The organism is Phaeovulum molybdatiresistens, from assembly GCF_023544865.1.
In the GTDB taxonomy this organism is placed as follows: Bacteria; Pseudomonadota; Alphaproteobacteria; order Rhodobacterales; family Rhodobacteraceae; genus Pontitalea.
The window spans coordinates 12,692-29,943 of the sequence record NZ_JAMJFX010000009.1; the positions used below are offsets into that span (position 1 = coordinate 12,692).

Genomic DNA, 17,252 nt, shown 5'->3' on the forward strand with positions numbered 1-17,252 from the left:
GTGCCGACTATCGCGGGGCGCGGGGCGCGTGTCAAACACCGCGCGGGCCCTGGCCCTCGGTCAGGATCGAGGGTTCACGCCGCCCCGGGCAGGCGGCGCGCGGGCAGATCCGGCACGATGACCCCACCGCGCGTTCGGAAGCGGCGCGTTCGGCGGGCGCGGGCAGGATCAGCATGAAGGCCTCGGCCAGAACCGGCCCGTCAAAGCCCGCGGGCGCGCGCGGCTCGCAAAAGGCAAAGGTCAGAAAGCGTTGCGGCAGGCGACCGGCCATATCGACCACGGCGCGGATCGGCTGCATCGGTCGGGCCAGCGCCTCATAAAGCGGCCATAGCGGGCAGGCCGCGCCGAAGCGCGGGAGCGCAAAGCCCGGCATGGGGCGGCGAAAGGTCAGCGTGCCGGACCCGTCGCAGATCACCAGGCCCAGCGCGGGCAGGCCATCGGTGCCCGCCGGCAGGCTGGCCAGCCGACGAAACACCACCGACAGCGGCACCCCCGCATGCGCCGCGATCCGCCCCGGTTCCGGGCCCTCGGCGGCAAGGGCGGCACGCAGGCGCGCCAATGGCAGCGCGCGCGCATCGGCGGCAGCGCGGTCCAGATACATCCGCGCCAATGTGCGCCCCGCCCCGCTGGCCAGTTCCGGCACCCCCGCGATGACCGCCTCGGGGTCGAACCGGCCGGGGCGTTCGACCTCGTCCAGATGCCAGCCGCGGGCTGCCAGCCAGGCCTCCAGCTCTTCCTGCGGCGAGGACAGGCCCGTCTCGGCCTCATCCAGCGTATCGAGATAGCCCACCAGCGCCTCGGCCGTGTCCGACAGGCGCAGGCTTTCTTCCTGAATGGTGCGCAGAAAACGCGCGCGCCACTGCGGCTCGATATCCTCGGCCTCGACCAGAATCGCCGCGGTTGACCGCAGCGAGGTCACCGCCGACAGCACCTCATGCAATGAGGCCAGCAGGAACGGGTCCTGCGCCATGCGTTCGGCATAGCCTTCGACGACGCGTTCCAGCTGCGCGACCCGCGCCTGCCCCCCCGCCAGAACCGCCGCCCAGCCGGGAAAGCGGCCCACGAATTCCTCAATCCGGTCCAGTTCGGGCGCCGCCGACAACGGATCGCCCAGCCCCGCCGCCGCCGCAGCCTCGCGCAGACCGTCAAACAGCGCGCCCTCGGCCCCCTCGGACAGGGCCAGCGGATCAACCGACAGCGCCCCGGCCAGCTGATCCAGCAGGCTGTCGCTGACCCGGCGGCGGTTGTGTTCGATCAGGTTCAGATAGGCCGGCGACACGCCCACCGCGCGGGCCAGATCGGCCTGCTTCATGCGCAGCGCGGTGCGACGTTCGCGTATGCGGGTGCCGGTCAGGGCGGAACGGGCCATCGAAACCTCCGCCCAAGGATTTACACGGAAACCGCCGGGGCCAAAAGGTTTTTACAAGGCCAGGGCAGCCCCGGCCCGCCGCCCCGACCCCACGCCTCAGCAGCCCGGCGGGGTTACGGTCGCCATTTCGCTGATCGTGTCGACACCGGGTTCACACTGGCCGACCTCATCCTGCACGGGTGCGCAGGCCGCGACCAGCACCGCCATGCCCAGCGCTGCCAGCGCCGCGCGCCAGCCACCGACACCGCGGCCATTCATCACAAGCTTCATTCGATCCTCCTTGCCCGACAGGGGCCCGATCCCAGCCCCCGCTCCTTGCCATCGTAACCGAAATCCTGACCGCGAAACCCGCCGCAATCAAGCCCCGCGCCCGTGACGCTGCGTCATGCCGCGCTATTGGAAGGCGCGGAAGCGATGCCCCAGTTCCACCGCGCGATAGCCGCATTGCTTGGTTGCGGTGGCCAGATGCTGGCTGTCGGTCACCACGCCGCGGGCCAGATCGCGGCCAAGGGCCGCCTCGCCCGCCGCAATATGGGTGGCAAGGTCGCCGCCGCGATCGCGCAGCCGGCGCAGCCAGAAGGTGGCCTGTTCGTCGATGAAGCCGGTCATGCCCGCGGTCACCTTGCCCCGCGTCATCGCCTGCGAGGCGCGCGCCACCGCCAGGCAATAGCCCGCCTCGGCCGTCATGTTCGGCGTGCCGAACAGATACCCCGGCGCCGAGGCTGGGGCCAGCCGCCAGATCCCGTAAAACAGCCCCGCCACGACCGCCAGGGCAAGCCCGCCCCCGGCGATCCAACGCCACCTGCCCTGCCCGTCCGACGCCCGCCTTGAACGCGCGGGCCCTGCCTGCGCCACCATGTTCGCCCCCATGATCGACACCCCAGATCACGCCTGAGTCGTCGCCATCAAAACAGGCAAAGGTAAAGAAAAAGCGCGCATCCCCGGGGATGCGCGCCAAAATCAGCGCAAGCGCCGCACCTTGCGCCTTACTGCAGCGCCTTGTCGGTGATCTGATGCGTCCAGGCGCCTTCGGGCATTTTCGAAATCACCGGGTCCGATCCACCGCCCATCAGCGTGCCCACCGTCCGGTCGAAATCGGCCGGGTCCAGCGCGCCGTTCGAACCGGCGGTCAGCTTGGCGATCTCGGCCATCATGCGTTTCTGATGGGTTTCCGTCTGGGCGCCGGTCTCATCATTGTCCAGCACGATCATCGCGGCTTCGTCGGGGTTTTCCTCGGCGTATTTCCAGCCCTTCATGGACGCGCGGACAAAGCGGACCATCTTGTCCTCAAACGCCGGGTCTTTCAGATTGTCTTCCAGCACATAAAGCCCGTCTTCCAGCGTGGCCACGCCCTGATCCTCATACTTGAAGGTGATCAGTTCTTCCGGGCTGATGCCCGCGTCGATCACCTGCCAATATTCGTTATAGGTCATGGTCGAAATGCAGGCCGCCTGCTTTTGCAGCAAGGGATCGACGTTGAAGCCCTGTTTGAGCACCTCAACCCCGTCCGCGCCGCCATTGGTGGGCAGGCCCAGCGTGCTCATCCACGACAGGAAGGGATATTCGTTGCCGCCAAACCAGACGCCCAGCGTCTTGCCCTTGAAATCCGCAGGCGTCGCCACGCCCGATTCCTTCAGACAGGTCAGCATCATGCCCGACGATTTGAAGGGCTGGGCGATGTTCACGATCGGCAGGCCCTTTTCGCGCGCGGCCAGTGCGGACGGCAGCCAGTCCACCATCACATCGGCCCCGCCCCCCGCCATCACCTGCGGCGGCGCGATATCGGGGCCGCCGGGCAGGATCGTGACATCCAGCCCCTCTTCCTCATAGAACCCCTTGTCCAGCGCGACGTAATAGCCACCAAACTGGGCCTGGGTGACCCATTTCAGCTGCAGCTTCACCTCATCCGCGGCCCAGGCGGCCGAACCCGTCAGCGCCGCCAGCGCCACACCCGTCATCAGCTTCTTCATTCTCGCTCTCCACTGTTGACCCCCGGCGTTTCCGATGCCGGGTGTTTGTAATTCCTATCGGCGACGGCGCTGTGACGGATGCCAGAAGGTCACCCCCCGCTCGATCAGCGCCATCACGCCATAGAAGGCCGACCCCGCCACCGCCGCCACACAAATTTCCGCCCAGACCAGCGGCAGATCAAGCTGTCCCACCGCGGTCGAGATGCGAAACCCCATGCCCCGCGTCGGGCTGCCGAAAAATTCGGCAACGATCGCCCCGATCAGCGCCAGCGTGGTCGCAATTTTCAGCCCGTTGAACAGAAACGGCATCGCCGCGGGCAGGCGCAGCTTGACCAACGTCTGCCAATAGCTGGCCGAATAGGTCGCCATCAGATCGCGCTGCAAGGCATCTGATGCCTGCAGCCCCGCGACCATGTTCACCAGCACCGGGAAGAACACCATCACCACGACCACCGCCGCCTTCGACTGCCAGTCGAAGCCGAACCACATCACCAGGATCGGCGCGATACCGACAATGGGCAGGGCGGCGACGAAATTGCCCACCGGCAACAGGCCGCGCTGCAGGAACGGGGACCGGTCGATCAGCACCGCCACCGCCACCGCCGCGCCGCAGCCGATGACATAGCCCGACAGCGCGCCCTTGACGATGGTCTGCAGGAAATCGGCCCACAGGATCGGCGTCGCCCCGGCAAAGCGGCTGGCGATGGCCGAGGGCGCGGGCAGGATCACGGGGCTGACCCCAAGACCGCGCACCAGCCCCTCCCACAAGATCAGCAGCGTCGCGCCGAACAGCAGCGGGATGAACAGCCGCACCCGCCGGTCCGCGCCATGGCGGGCGGCCAGCCAGCTGTTGAAGGCCCAGGCCGCCAGCCAGAACAGAACCACCCCGCCTGCCCAGATCATCACGCCATCCCCATGCGTTTCAGCGTGGCGCGTTCAATCGCGCCCACGATCACCACCAGCCCGGCCGCCAGCGCCGCCGCCGCAAACAGCGCCGCCCAGATCTGGATCGTCTGCCCGTAATAGGACCCCGACAACAACCGCGCGCCCAGGCCCGCCGTGGCGCCGGCCGGCAATTCCCCCACGATCGCCCCCACAAGGCTGGCCGCAATCCCCACCTTCAGGCTGGCGAACAGATAGGGCAAGGACGCGGGCAGGCGCAGCTTCCACAGCGTCTGGGCCCGGCTGGCGTTATAGGTGCGCAGCAGATCCAGCTGCATCCCGTCGGGCGCGCGCAGGCCCTTGACCATCCCCACCAAGACCGGGAAGAACGACAGATAGGCCGAAATCACCGCCTTGGGCAAAATCCCCGTCACCCCCACCGAGGCCAGCACCACGATCACCATCGGCGCAATCGCCAGGATCGGAATGGTCTGGCTGGCAATCGCCCAGGGCATCACCGACAGATCCATCGCCCGGTTGTGCACGATCCCCACCGCCAGCACGATGCCCAGCCCCGTGCCGATGCCAAAACCCAACAGCGTCGCCGACAGCGTCACCCAGCCATGCCAGACCAGGCTGCGCTTCGAGGTGATCTTCTGCCCCGCCACACCATCCCAAAGGCCACGGGCCACCTGATGCGGCGCAGGCAAGACGGGGCGTTCCTGCGCCATCGTGTCGTTGACCACATCCACCAGGGTCGGATGCGTGCCCGCCCGCGCCGCCTGATCATAGGTCCAGGCAGAATTCAGCCAGACCGCCGCGCCATACCAGACGACCAGGATCGCCAGCACCACCACCAGAACCGGCAGGACCGACCTCATCGCCGCGCTCTTTCTTCTTGGTCCAAATACTCTCGGGGGGCGCGGGGGGCAGACAGCCCCCCGCATTCCGCCCGCCATCCCTGCCCCGCGCTAGTCATAGGCATGGCCCGCCCGCAGACCCTCGCGCACGCGATGGGCAATCTCCAGAAATTCCTTCGAATCACGGATCTCCAGCGGGCGTTCGCGCGGCAGGGGGCTGTCGATCACATCGGTGATCCGCCCGGGCCGCGGCGACATCACCACGATCTTGGTCGACAGATAAACCGCCTCGGGGATCGAATGGGTGACAAAGCCAATCGTCTTGCCGGTCCGCGCCCAAAGCTTCAGCAACTCCTCATTCAGACGATCCCGCACGATTTCGTCCAGCGCCCCGAAGGGTTCATCCATCAGCAGGATATCGGCGTCAAAGGCCAGTGCGCGGGCGATGCTGGCGCGCTGCTGCATCCCCCCCGACAGTTGCCAGGGGAATTTCTTGCCAAACCCCTCCAGATCGACCAGCGACAGCACCCGCGCCACCCGTTCGTCCTGCTCGGCGCGGGCATAGCCCATGATCTCCAGCGGCAGGCGGATATTGCCTGCGATCGTGCGCCAGGGATAAAGCCCCGCCGCCTGAAACACATAGCCGTAGGACCGCGCCTGCCGGGCGGCCTCGGCGGTCATGCCGTTCACGCGCAGCACGCCCTCGGTCGGATGCTCCAGCGCCGCGATACAGCGCAGGAACGTGGTCTTGCCACAGCCCGAGGGACCGATGAAGGACACGAATTCCCCCCGCCCAATCTCCAGATCCACGCCCTTCAGCGCATGCACCGGGCCGTCATTGGTCTGGAACGTCAGCCCCAGACCCGTCGCCTCGATCACCGGCGCCGCAGCGCCCGTCACATCCTTCATCACACCCCCGACGCCGGTATCCCAGACCGCTGCACGGGCCGCGGCGCAGTCAGCTCCTTCCAGGTGGACAGCGCCCTGTTCACCGCCGCCCCGGCCGGGCGGGCCACGAACTGCCCATGCCCCTCGGCCGGCGCCACCGCGCCCTCGGTCACCGCCACCCGCCCGCGCGTCAAGGTAAAGCGCGGCAGGCCCGTCACGACCTTACCCTCGAAGACGTTGTAATCAATGGCCGATTGCTGTCGGGATGCGGAAATCGTCTTGCTGGCCTTCGGATCCCAGACCACAAGGTCCGCATCCGCCCCCACCAGAACCGCGCCTTTCTTCGGATAGATGTTCATGATCTTGGCGATATTGGTCGAGGTGACGGCGACGAATTCGTTCATCGTGATCCGGCCGGTGTTCACGCCATAGGTCCACAGCATCGGCATCCGGTCCTCAAGCCCGCCGGTCCCGTTCGGGATCTTGGTGAAATCGCCCACGCCATAGCGCTTCTGGTCGCTGGTGAAGGCGCAATGATCCGTCGCCACAACCGACAGCGTCCCCCCCGACAGCCCGGCCCACAGGCTGTCCTGATGGCGCTTGTCGCGGAACGGCGGGCTCATCACGCGGCGCGCGGCATGGTCCCAATCGGCGTTGAAATATTCGCTGTCGTCCAGCGTCAGATGCTGGATCAGCGGCTCACCCCAGACGCGCTTGCCCTGCTGGCGCGCGCGCCGGATCGCCTCATGCGCCTCCTCGCAGCTGGTGTGCACCACATAAAGCGGTACGCCGGCCATATCGGCAATCATGATCGCACGGTTGGTGGCCTCGCCCTCGACCTGCGGCGGGCGGGAATAGGCATGGGCCTCGGGGCCGGTGTTGCCCTCGGCCAGCAGCCGCGCCGAAAGCTCGGCCACCACATCGCCGTTTTCGGCATGGACCATCGGCACCGCGCCCAATTCCGCACAGCGCCGGAAGGACGCGAACAGCTCATCGTCATTGACCATCAGCGCGCCCTTGTAGGCCATGAAATGCTTGAAGGTGTTGATGCCGCGATCCACCACCTCCTTCATCTCGTTAAAGACCTGCTCGCCCCACCAGGTCACCGCCATGTGGAAGCTGTAATCGCAATGCGCCCGCCCCGCCTTGTTGTCCCACATCTGCAGCGCATCCAGCAGCCCCTGCCCGGGGCTTGGCAGCGCGAAATCCACCACCATCGTGGTCCCGCCCGCCAGCGCCGCCCGGGTGCCGCTGTCGAAATCATCGCTGGAATAGGTGCCCATGAAGGGCATCTCCAGATGGGTATGCGGGTCGATCCCGCCCGGCATCACATAGCAGCCGGTAGCGTCCAGGACCTCATCGCCCGTCAGCCCCGGACCGATCGCGGCGATCCGGCCGCCCTCGATCAACACATCCGCCTTGTAGGTCAGATCCGCGGTCACGATCGTGCCGTTCCTGATCACCGTGCTCATCCGTCATCCTCCCGCCTTGTTTCTTCTTGGCTCAAATACTCCGGGGGTCCGGGGGCAGCGCCCCCGGCCTCACGCCACCACCTGCGCCACGTCCAGCACCGCATGCAGCAACACATCCGTTCCGGCCGCGGCCCATTCGGGGCTGATTTCTTCGGCCTCGTTATGGCTCAGCCCGTCCACGCAGGGGCACATCACCATCACCGTGGGCGCCACACGGTTGATCCAGCAGGCGTCGTGGCCCGCGCCGGAAATGATATCCATGTGGCTATAGCCCAGCCGCTCGGCCGCGCCGCGCACGACCTGCACCAGACCCGGGTCAAAGGTCACCGGGTCGAAATGGCCCACCGGCGCAATCGCGATCCCCAGGCCCAGCTCGGCCGCAATCGCGGGGGCCTCGGCCTCAAGGCGCGCGCGCATGCCGTCCAGCTTGGCCTGATCGGGGCTGCGGAAATCCACCGTGAAGACCGCCTTGCCCGGGATCACATTGCGCGAGTTCGGGTAGACATTCGCCTGCCCCACCGCCCCCACCGCGCCGGGCTGGTTGTCCATTGCGATGCGGTGGACCAGTTCGATGATCCGCGCCATGCCAAGGCCCGCATTCACCCGCATGTTCATCGGCGTCGAGCCGGTATGGGCATCCTTGCCGGTCAGCGTCACCTCCAGCCACCACAGGCCCTGGCCGTGGGTGACCACGCCGATGTCGCGGCCCTCGGCCTCCAGGATCGGGCCCTGCTCGATATGCAGCTCGAACATCGCATGCATCTTGCGCGCGCCCACGGGTTCGTCCCCGACCCAGCCGATGCGGGCCAGTTCATCCCCGAAGCGTTTGCCCTCGGCATCGACCCGATCATAGGCCCAGTCCTGCCCATGCATCCCGGCAAAGACACCCGAGGCCAGCATCGCGGGCGCAAAGCGCGTGCCTTCCTCATTCGTCCAGTTCGTCACCACGATCGGATGGCGCGTGCGCAGCCCCAGATCGTTCATCGTGCGCACCACCTCCAGCGCGCCCAGAACGCCCAGCACGCCGTCATATTTGCCGCCCGTGGGCTGGGTATCCAGATGGCTGCCCATGTAAACGGGCAGCGCGTCGGGGTCGGTGCCCGCGCGGGTGGCGAACATGTTGCCCATCGTGTCGACGCCCATGGTCATGCCCGCTTCCTCGCACCAGCGCTGAAACAGCGCACGGCCCTCGGCATCGGCATCGGTCAGGGTCTGGCGGTTGTTTCCGCCCGCGATGCCCGGCCCCACCCGGGCCATCTGCATCAGGCTGTCCCACAGGCGCGCGGAATTGATACGGAGGTTCTCTCCGGCTGCTGGCATTGGTGTATCTCCCTGTCGGCTGCAGGCCATTTCCGGCTTCTTGCGACGATTCCGTGATTGACCCTGGGGTCCCGGTCAGGCGACCACGTTCTGACCAAACGGTCAACAAAATTCTCGGCCCCCGCGGCGCAGCCGCCCTGCAATTCGCCCCTGCCCGAAAAACAGACAGACCCACGGCCCGACCGCCCGAAGACGGGCAGGCCCAGGCCCAGAAAAAAGGCCCCGGTTTCCCGGGGCCCTTCGGTTCAATCCAGCCCCTCCAGCACCTCTTTCAGGGTGCCGATCAGCTGGTCGATATGGGATTTCTCGATGATCAGCGGCGGCGACATGGCGATGATGTCGCCGGTGGTGCGGATCAGGATGCCTTTCTCATAGGCCTTGAGGAAGGCCGCGAAGGCGCGCTTGGTCGGCTCGCCCGGGATCGGGTCCAGTTCTACCGCACCGATCAGACCCTCGTTGCGGATGTCGATCACGTGACGGGTGCCGCGCAAGGAATGCAGCGCATCCTGCCAATAGGGGGCCAGCTCGGCCGCGCGGTCGAACAGGCCTTCCTCGCGGTAGGTGTCCAGCGTGGCGATGCCGGCGGCGCTGGCGATCGGGTTGCCGGAATAGGTGTAGCCGTGGAACAGTTCGATCATATGTTCAGGCCCGGCCATGAAGGCGTCATGCACCGTCCCCGTGGTCAGCACCGCGCCCATCGGGATCACGCCATTGGTCAGGCCCTTGGCGGTGGTCATCATGTCGGGCAGCACGCCATAATGCTGCGCGGCAAATGCGCTGCCCAGGCGGCCAAAGCCGGTGATCACCTCATCAAAGATCAGCAGGATGCCATGCTTGGCCGTGATCTCGCGCAGGCGCTGCAAATAGCCCTTGGGCGGCAGCAGAACGCCGGTGGACCCCGCCATCGGTTCCACGATCACCGCGGCGATGGTTTCCGCGCCATGCAGCGCGACGATGCGTTCCAGATCATCGGCCAGATGCGCGCCATGTTCGGGCTGCCCCTTGGTAAAGGCGTTCTGCGCCGGCAGATGGGTATGCGGCAGATGGTCCACCCCGCCCAGCATCGTGCCAAAGACCTTGCGGTTGTTCACGATCCCGCCGACCGAAATCCCGCCGAAGTTCACCCCGTGATAGCCGCGTTCGCGCCCGATCAGCCGGGTGCGCGCGCCCTCGCCCCGGGCGCGATGATAGGCGATGGCGATTTTCAGCGCCGTATCAACGCTTTCGGAACCAGAGTTCGTGTAGAACACATGCTCCATCCCCTGCGGCGCGATGTCGACCAGGCGGTTGGCCAGTTCAAAGGCGATCGGGTGGCCCATCTGGAAGGCGGGGGCATAGTCCATCTCGGCGGCCTGTTTCTGGATCGCCTCGGTGATCTTGGGGCGGCAATGGCCCGCGTTGCAGCACCACAGCCCCGCGGTGCCATCCAGCACCTGGCGGCCATCGGCGGTGGTGTAATGCATGTCCTTGGCGGCCACGAACATGCGCGGGTTCTTCTTGAACTGCCGGTTTGCCGTGAAGGGCATCCAGAAGGCATTCAGATCATTGGGCGTCTTGCGGTCCAGCGCCATTGCGATATCTCCCCGAAGTGCCCGCGGGACGGTCCGGGGCTGATTTTCTTTGACCATGCGGTCAGCGTCACGCTACCACAGGGCAAAGCCCAGTCAAGAACGCCCCGGCCTGCAGTCGGGCCCCCGCGCCGGAGAATGCCACGTGAACGATCCCCTGTCTGCCCCCCGTGACCCGGCGGCCCGCCCCCAGACCCGCATCCAGGCGCGCAACACCCGCGCCATCCTGGATGCCGCGCTGGAGGTGTTTTCCGCCCAGGGGTTCCGCGGCGCGACGCTGGATCAGATTGCGACCGAGGCGGGCCTGTCCAAGCCCAATCTGCTATACTACTTCCCCTCGAAAGAGGCGATCCACCTGGCCTTGCTGGGCGGGCTGCTGGACGTGTGGCTGGCGCCGTTGCGCGCGCTGGACCCCGAAGGCGACCCGCGCGGCGAGATCATGGGCTACATGCGCCGCAAGCTGGACATGAGCCGCCAGATGCCGCGCGAAAGCCGGCTGTTCGCCAATGAAATCCTGCAGGGCGCGCCGCGTCTGAAGGGGTTGATCGAGGATGATCTGAAGACGCTGGTCGATGAAAAGGCCGCCGTGATTCGCCGCTGGGCCGATCAGGGGCGGATCGCGCAGGTCGATCCCTACCATCTGATCTTTTCAATCTGGGCGCTGACGCAGCATTATGCGGATTTCGAAATGCAGGTCCGCGCCGTGCTGGGCCCCGATCGCGACCCGTTCGACGAGGCGGGCATCTTTCTTGACATGATGTTTTCGCGGCTGCTGGCGACCGATTAACCCTGGCCCGCGAAAGCCGCCCCCGGGCAGGCCAGCCTTTACCCTTCGTTCACCCCTCGGGCGCAGAATCGTTTGCGTGGGATTTTAATGAAGGAGGCCGGGGATGGACCGGATTTCGGGGCTGATGCCCCAGATCGGCTGGTCGCCACTGCTGGCGGTGGCGGCCCCGAAGAAAGCACCCTCAACAACGGTCGAGGCCGCCGGGGGCGCCGACGGGGCGCGGGCCAGGCTGGGGGCGGATGTCGGCGGGCAGACCGGCCAGCCGCGCGGCTTTGCCGGCGCGCGCGACCAGGGTCAGGGCGATGCCGACGCCGGGCTATATGGGGGTGAGCCGCCGCCCGACCCCGATGCCCCCACCGGCCCGCCCCCCGCCTTCGACATGACCTGGCTGGAGGCGCAGGCGGCCCGCCGCCGCGCGGGCCTGCCCGATCCGCCCCCGCGCGATGGCGGGGAAAAGGACGCCGGGCAGCCGGAGGCTTTGCAACTGGCCCCGGGGCAACCCGACCCGGTCCAATCAGGCCTTGGCCCTGCCGCCCTGTCGGTGCCCCGGGACGATCCCACCCCGCCCCGGGACGAGGCCGCCCCCCGCCCGGCCAAGGCCGAGGGCTGGCCTGTTCTGGCCCCCGATCCCGCGCCACGGCTGGATGTGACGCGCTGATCGGGCCGGGCCGCCGTTATTCGGCGGCCTGGGCGCTGGGGTTGTTGGGATGCGTGGTCCAGTTGGCGTAATCGCCCACCACCTGCCCGGTGCGCGGGTCCACCGCGCCCTTGGGCAGTTCTTTCATGGTGATGCAGTTTTCCACCGGGCAGACATCGACACACAGGTTGCAGGCCACGCATTCTTCATCCTTCACGGTGAAGACGCGGTCGGGCGACATGGCGATGGCCTGATGGCTGGTATCCTCGCAAGCGGCATAGCAACGCCCGCATTTGATGCAATCATCCTGATTGATCACCGCCTTGGTGACATAGTTCAGGTTCAGATACTGCCAGTCGGTCACATTGGGCACCGCACGGCCCACCAGATCGGCGGTGCTGGTGAACCCCTTGCGGTCCATGTAATCCGACAGGCCCGAGATCATTTCCTGCACGACCTTGAAGCCATAGGTCATCGCGGCGGTGCAGACCTGCACATTGCCCGCACCCAGCGCCATGAATTCGGCCGCATCGCGCCAGGTCGTCACCCCGCCGATGCCGGAAATCGGCAGGCCGGCGGTGGCGGGGCTGCGGGCGATTTCGGCCACCATGTTCAGCGCGATGGGCTTGACCGCCGGGCCGCAATAGCCGCCATGCGTGCCCTTGCCGTCGATCTTGGGTTCGGGCGCGAAGTCATCCAGATCTACCGAGGTGATCGAGTTGATCGTGTTGATCAGGCTGACCGCATCGGCGCCGCCGCGCTTCGCCGCCTCGGCCGGTTTGCGGATGTCGGTGATGTTGGGCGTCAGCTTGACGATGCAGGGCATGCGGCTGTGCTGTTTGACCCAGCGCGTGACCATTTCGATATATTCGGGCACCTGGCCCACGGCAGACCCCATCCCGCGTTCGGCCATGCCATGCGGGCAGCCAAAGTTCAGCTCGACCCCGTCGGCGCCGGTATCTTCGACCCGGGCCAGGATCGCCTTCCAGCTGTCCTCGTCGCAGGGCACCATCAGCGACACGACCAGCGCGCGGTCGGGATAGTCACGCTTGACCGACTTGATTTCACGCAGGTTCACCTCCAGTGGGCGGTCGGTGATCAGCTCGATGTTGTTGATGCCCAGCACGCGCCGGTCGGCGCCGTGGATCACACCATAGCGCGGGCCGTTGACGTTGACGACCGGCGGGCCTTCGGCGCCCAGCGTCTTCCACACGACCCCGCCCCAGCCCGCCTCATAGGCGCGGCGGACGTTGTATTCCTTGTCGGTGGGCGGGGCCGAGGCCAGCCAGAACGGGTTGGGCGACTTGATGCCGATGAAATTGCTGGTCAGGTTCGCCATGTCAGGCCCCCATCAGGAAAGTGTGGATGTCTTCGGCCGCATCGCGGCCCTGGGCCACGGCGGTCACGGTCAGGTCATCGCCGCCCAGGGCGCAATCGCCCCCCGCCCAGACCCGCGACAGGCTGGTGCGGCCGGAATGTTCGATCCAGATCTTGCCCCCCGCGATCCGGATCGCCTCGGGCGTGCCCTCCAGCGTCTGGCCGATCGCCTTGAAGCATTGGTCGGCCTTCAGCCGGAAGGTTTCAGGCAGGCGCTCGATCCCCTCGGGGCCGGGGCGGGTATAGGCAAATTCCACCTCGCGCACCGCGCCATTGCCGTGGATCGCCACGGGCATCGCATTGGCGATGATCCGGACCCCCGCGGCGGTGGCATGGTCCTGTTCGTGGCGGCTGGCGGGCATGTCCGCTTGCGACCGGCGATAGACGATGGTGACGTTTTCAGCGCCCAGCAGTTTGGCCTGCACCGCGGCATCCACCGCCGTCATGCCGCCGCCGATCACCACCACGTCACGGCCCACCGGCAACGCGGCCAGATCGGCGGCCTGGCGCAGTTCGGCGATGAAATCGGTGGCGGGGGTGACGTGGTCGCGGTCCTCGCCCGGGATGCGCAGCGCATTCACCCCGGCCAGCCCCATCCCCAGGAACACCGCCGCATGGCGGGCCAGAAGATCGTCCAGCGTGCCATCGCCCGCACGGCCCAGTTGCCAGTTCTCGACCACGCTGATGCCGCCGATCTGCATCAGCCAGTCGACCTCGGCCCGGGCAAAACCGCCCGGCGCCTTGTAGGAGGCGATGCCATATTCGTTCAGCCCCCCCGGCTTGGGGCGCGATTCATAGATCGTGACATCATGGCCCCGCATCGCCAGCCGATGCGCGCAAGCCAGGCCCGCAGGCCCCGCCCCCACCACCGCGACCGACTTGCCCGTGGGCGTGGCGCGGGCGAAGGGATGGGCATTGGCCGCCATCAGCGTGTCGGTGGCAAAGCGCTGCAGCGCGCCGATCTGGACCGGCTGGCCCTCGGCGGTTTCGCGCACGCATGACCCTTCGCACAGGTTTTCCGTCGGGCAGACCCGGGCGCACATGCCGCCCAGGATGTTTTGCGACAGGATCGTCTTCGCCGCCGCCTCGGGCGTGCCGGTCGCGATCTGGCGGATGAACAGCGGAATGTCGATCGCGGTCGGACAGGCCGTCACGCAGGGCGCGTCATGGCAGAAATAGCACCGATCCGCCGCAACCCGGGCTTCGTGCCCATCCAGCGGCGGGGCGACATCGGCAAAATTCTGGCAATAGGATTCGGCTGTAAGCCGCCCCGGCACCACGCCGGGGGTCAGCTGGCTGTTGGTCACGGTGGACCTCCCTGTGATTGGTGTTGTTTTGTCCTACGCTGCCACAGGCTGAAATTTTATCAAGTGGTAAAATGCAGTCCGCAGGCGCGCGTGCCGCGTCCTGGACAAACGCTTCCCGCTTTCCTCCCCCGCATGGGTCGCGTATAACGCCCCCCAGAAATGGCGACGCCCGCGCCGGACGGGCGGGACAAGACCCGATAACGGATCCTTTGAGGACGGCATGACCAAACATTCCCATGAAAACGACGTGGCCTTCATCCAGGCGCTGGCAGAACTTCTGAACAAGAATGAGCTGACCGAGCTGTCGGTGGTGCGCGAATATGGCGAGGATGACAGCCTGGAGGTGCGCGTGGTCAAGCAGGCGACCGTTGTCGCCGCCGCCGCGGCCCCCGTCCACTATGCCCCCGCCCCGACTGCGGGCCCCGCCGCGGCCGCCCCCGTAGCCGCACCCGCCGATGCGGGCGGCGATCCGGCCAGCCATCCGGGCGCGGTCAGCTCGCCCATGGTCGGCACGGTCTATCTGGCGGCCGAACCGGGCGCGGACCCCTTCGTCAAGGTGGGCGATGCTGTGAAAGAGGGCCAGACCCTGCTGATCGTCGAGGCGATGAAGACGATGAACCACATCCCCGCGCCGAAATCGGGCACGGTCAAGCGCATCCTGGTCGATGACGCCTCGCCGGTCGAATACGGCACGCCGCTGATGATCGTCGAGTGAGGGGCGCGCGATGTTCGACAAGATCCTGATCGCCAACCGCGGCGAGATCGCGCTGCGCGTCATCCGGGCCTGCCGCGAAATGGGGATCGCCTCGGTCGCCGTCCATTCCACCGCCGATTCCGATGCCATGCATGTGCGCATGGCCGATGAAAGCGTCTGCATCGGGCCCAACCCGTCCGCTGACAGCTATCTGTCGATCCCCGCGATCGTGGCCGCCTGTGAAATCACCGGCGCGCAGGCGATTCATCCGGGCTATGGCTTCCTGTCGGAAAACGCCGCCTTCGTGCAGGTGCTGGAAGACCACGGCATCACCTTCATCGGTCCTTCGGCGGAACATATCCGCATGATGGGCGACAAGATCACCGCCAAGGAAACCGCCAAGAACCTGGGGATTCCGGTGGTTCCGGGCTCGGACGGCGGCGTGGCGGATTTTGCCACCGCGAAAACCGTGGCGGCCCAGATCGGTTATCCGGTCATCATCAAGGCCACCGCCGGCGGCGGCGGGCGCGGCATGAAGGTGGCGCGCGATGAAAGCGAGCTGGAAGTGGCCTTCCGCACCGCCCGGTCCGAGGCCAAGGCCGCCTTCGGCAATGACGAAGTCTATATGGAGAAATACCTCCAGCGTCCGCGCCACATCGAGATCCAGGTCTTTGGCGACGGCAAGGGCAACGCCGTGCATCTGGCGGAACGCGACTGTTCGCTGCAGCGCCGCCACCAGAAGGTGTTCGAAGAGGCCCCCGGCCCCGTCATCACCCCCGAACAGCGCGCCCGCATCGGCAAGATCTGCGCCGATGCCATTGCCAAGCTGGGCTATTCCGGCGCGGGCACCATCGAATTCCTGTTCGAGGATGGCGAATTCTACTTCATCGAGATGAACACCCGCCTGCAGGTGGAACATCCGGTGACCGAGGCGATCTTTGGCGTCGACCTTGTGCGCGAACAGATCCGCGTGGCCGAAGGCTATCCGCTGTCCTTCACGCAAGATGACCTGTCGATCAACGGTCACGCGATCGAAGTGCGGATCAACGCCGAAAAGCTGCCGATTTTTTCGCCCTGCCCCGGCAAGATCACCCAGTATCACGCGCCGGGCGGCCTTGGCGTGCGGATGGACAGCGCGCTTTATGACGGCTATTCGATCCCGCCCTATTACGACAGCCTGATCGGCAAGCTGATCGTGCATGGCCGCGACCGCCCCGAGGCCCTGTCGCGCCTGTCGCGCGCCTTGGGCGAGCTGATCGTGGACGGTGTGGACACCACGATCCCGCTGTTCCGCCAGCTTCTGGAAGACCCCGACATCCAGACCGGCGACTATTCCATCCACTGGCTGGAAAAGTGGCTGGCGAAAACCTACGGCTAAGACAGCGCCCCCGAAACCGGGGGCGTTTTCATTTCGGGCGCAGCAGGCAGGTGGCGCGGCGCTTGACCTCGGGGCGGAAGTAATCGGCCACCGGGGCGCGGCGATCGGCGGGCAGATCGGACCAGTCCAGCCACTCGCAAGCGTAATCCAGCGCATCGGCAATCGCCTCCATCGCGGGGAAGGACGGGATGCCGATCAGTGCGCGGTCCTGCCCCGCGATCTGGGGGATGGAATTCAACACCTTGTCGGTGCGTTCGCGCCCCAGCACGATCACCGGCCCCGGACGCAGGGCAAATTCGCTGTCGACGATCACCAGCCGCGGGCCCAGCGCGCGCACCAGCCGGAACAGGCGAAAATGGTCCATGACGTGATACAGGATGCCCAGAACGGCAACGACGTCAAACCGTTCGCCCGCGGCAATCGCCTGTTCCATGCCGTCAAAAATATCGTCGCAGCGCAGCGTTACCCGCGCGGCAAAATCGCTTTGCGGGAAATGCGCGAAGCGGTCGATCAGATCCTGCCGCCCCTCGATCCCCACCACCTGCGCCGCGCCCGCCGCGGCAAAGGCATAGGACCAGCGCCCGTCATGCGCGGCCAGATCCAGCACCCGCGCGCCCGCGATCTGTGGCACCAGCGGCGCCACGATCCTGCGGTGACGTTCGTTCAGCCGCGTGACGGCGCCGGGGTCTTCGGCATAGGCCGCGACCTGGGGCAGAAAGTCGAAAAAACCCATATTTGCCCCC

General features: G+C 66.7%; 17 protein-coding genes. 4 read left to right on the top strand and 13 right to left on the bottom strand.

Annotated features, from left to right (window positions below; translation table 11 throughout):
* Positions 1 to 31 precede the first annotated feature (31 nt).
* From MXB90_RS08180 to aptA, 10 genes are all read right to left on the bottom strand, one after another.
* Positions 32 to 1,369 (bottom strand): helix-turn-helix transcriptional regulator, encoded by a 1,338-nt coding sequence (locus tag MXB90_RS08180; RefSeq protein WP_250043461.1) that lies wholly within the window; start codon positions 1,367 to 1,369, stop codon positions 32 to 34.
* A 96-nt stretch (positions 1,370 to 1,465) separates the two neighbouring features.
* The gene (locus tag MXB90_RS08185) at positions 1,466 to 1,639 is read right to left on the bottom strand and encodes a hypothetical protein (RefSeq protein WP_250043463.1); all 174 of its coding nucleotides are present in this window, start codon (positions 1,637 to 1,639) and stop codon (positions 1,466 to 1,468) included.
* 123 nt (positions 1,640 to 1,762) lie between these two features.
* Positions 1,763 to 2,227, bottom strand: coding sequence for a hypothetical protein (locus MXB90_RS08190; RefSeq protein ID WP_250043465.1), 465 nt, complete (start codon positions 2,225 to 2,227; stop codon positions 1,763 to 1,765).
* Between the two features lie 128 nt (positions 2,228 to 2,355).
* Complete coding sequence (locus tag MXB90_RS08195) at positions 2,356 to 3,339, bottom strand: ABC transporter substrate-binding protein (protein ID WP_250043467.1); 984 nt, start codon at positions 3,337 to 3,339, stop codon at positions 2,356 to 2,358.
* A 54-nt stretch (positions 3,340 to 3,393) separates the two neighbouring features.
* Positions 3,394 to 4,242 carry an ABC transporter permease gene (locus MXB90_RS08200; RefSeq protein ID WP_250043469.1) on the bottom strand — a complete coding sequence of 283 codons (849 nt, stop codon included), beginning with the start codon at positions 4,240 to 4,242 and terminating at the stop codon, positions 3,394 to 3,396.
* Positions 4,242 to 5,102, bottom strand: coding sequence for an ABC transporter permease (locus MXB90_RS08205; RefSeq protein WP_250043471.1), 861 nt, complete (start codon positions 5,100 to 5,102; stop codon positions 4,242 to 4,244). The genes MXB90_RS08200 and MXB90_RS08205 overlap by 1 nt, the downstream gene beginning before the upstream one ends.
* 90 nt (positions 5,103 to 5,192) lie before the next feature.
* Positions 5,193 to 5,990 carry an ABC transporter ATP-binding protein gene (locus tag MXB90_RS08210; RefSeq protein WP_250043473.1) on the bottom strand — a complete coding sequence of 266 codons (798 nt, stop codon included), beginning with the start codon at positions 5,988 to 5,990 and terminating at the stop codon, positions 5,193 to 5,195.
* Positions 5,990 to 7,441: a dihydropyrimidinase gene (gene hydA, locus MXB90_RS08215; RefSeq protein WP_250043475.1), complete on the bottom strand. Its 1,452-nt coding sequence runs from the start codon at positions 7,439 to 7,441 to the stop codon at positions 5,990 to 5,992. The genes MXB90_RS08210 and hydA overlap by 1 nt, the downstream gene beginning before the upstream one ends.
* A 69-nt stretch (positions 7,442 to 7,510) precedes the next feature.
* Positions 7,511 to 8,761 carry a Zn-dependent hydrolase gene (locus MXB90_RS08220; RefSeq protein WP_250043477.1) on the bottom strand — a complete coding sequence of 417 codons (1,251 nt, stop codon included), beginning with the start codon at positions 8,759 to 8,761 and terminating at the stop codon, positions 7,511 to 7,513.
* A gap of 245 nt (positions 8,762 to 9,006) precedes the next feature.
* Entirely contained in the window at positions 9,007 to 10,332 is a 1,326-nt protein-coding gene (gene aptA, locus MXB90_RS08225) for an omega-aminotransferase AptA (protein ID WP_250043479.1), read from the bottom strand.
* 154 nt (positions 10,333 to 10,486) lie between these two features.
* Here aptA and MXB90_RS08230 point away from each other — a divergent pair, with 154 nt between their 5' ends.
* Together MXB90_RS08230 and MXB90_RS08235 are read left to right on the top strand one after the other, a co-directional pair.
* On the top strand, positions 10,487 to 11,116 hold the full coding sequence (locus MXB90_RS08230; RefSeq protein WP_284040777.1) for a TetR family transcriptional regulator C-terminal domain-containing protein: 630 nt from the start codon (positions 10,487 to 10,489) through the stop codon (positions 11,114 to 11,116).
* Between the two features lie 103 nt (positions 11,117 to 11,219).
* On the top strand, positions 11,220 to 11,774 hold the full coding sequence (locus tag MXB90_RS08235) for a hypothetical protein (protein WP_250043484.1): 555 nt from the start codon (positions 11,220 to 11,222) through the stop codon (positions 11,772 to 11,774).
* Between the two features lie 16 nt (positions 11,775 to 11,790).
* Here MXB90_RS08235 and preA read toward each other — a convergent pair whose 3' ends face one another.
* Together preA and MXB90_RS08245 are read right to left on the bottom strand one after the other, a co-directional pair.
* Positions 11,791 to 13,092: an NAD-dependent dihydropyrimidine dehydrogenase subunit PreA gene (gene preA, locus MXB90_RS08240; RefSeq protein ID WP_250043486.1), complete on the bottom strand. Its 1,302-nt coding sequence runs from the start codon at positions 13,090 to 13,092 to the stop codon at positions 11,791 to 11,793.
* Between the two features lies 1 nt (position 13,093).
* A complete protein-coding gene (locus tag MXB90_RS08245) occupies positions 13,094 to 14,437 on the bottom strand; it encodes an NAD(P)-dependent oxidoreductase (protein ID WP_250043488.1) in 1,344 nt (447 codons plus the stop codon).
* Positions 14,438 to 14,657: 220 nt separating this feature from the next.
* Here MXB90_RS08245 and accB point away from each other — a divergent pair, with 220 nt between their 5' ends.
* Complete coding sequence (gene accB, locus MXB90_RS08250; protein ID WP_250043490.1) at positions 14,658 to 15,152, top strand: acetyl-CoA carboxylase biotin carboxyl carrier protein; 495 nt, start codon at positions 14,658 to 14,660, stop codon at positions 15,150 to 15,152.
* Between the two features lie 10 nt (positions 15,153 to 15,162).
* Positions 15,163 to 16,509 (top strand): acetyl-CoA carboxylase biotin carboxylase subunit, encoded by a 1,347-nt coding sequence (gene accC / locus MXB90_RS08255; RefSeq protein WP_250043492.1) that lies wholly within the window; start codon positions 15,163 to 15,165, stop codon positions 16,507 to 16,509.
* A gap of 28 nt (positions 16,510 to 16,537) precedes the next feature.
* Here accC and MXB90_RS08260 read toward each other — a convergent pair whose 3' ends face one another.
* The gene (locus tag MXB90_RS08260; protein WP_250043495.1) at positions 16,538 to 17,242 is read right to left on the bottom strand and encodes a methyltransferase domain-containing protein; all 705 of its coding nucleotides are present in this window, start codon (positions 17,240 to 17,242) and stop codon (positions 16,538 to 16,540) included.
* Positions 17,243 to 17,252 lie beyond the last annotated feature (10 nt).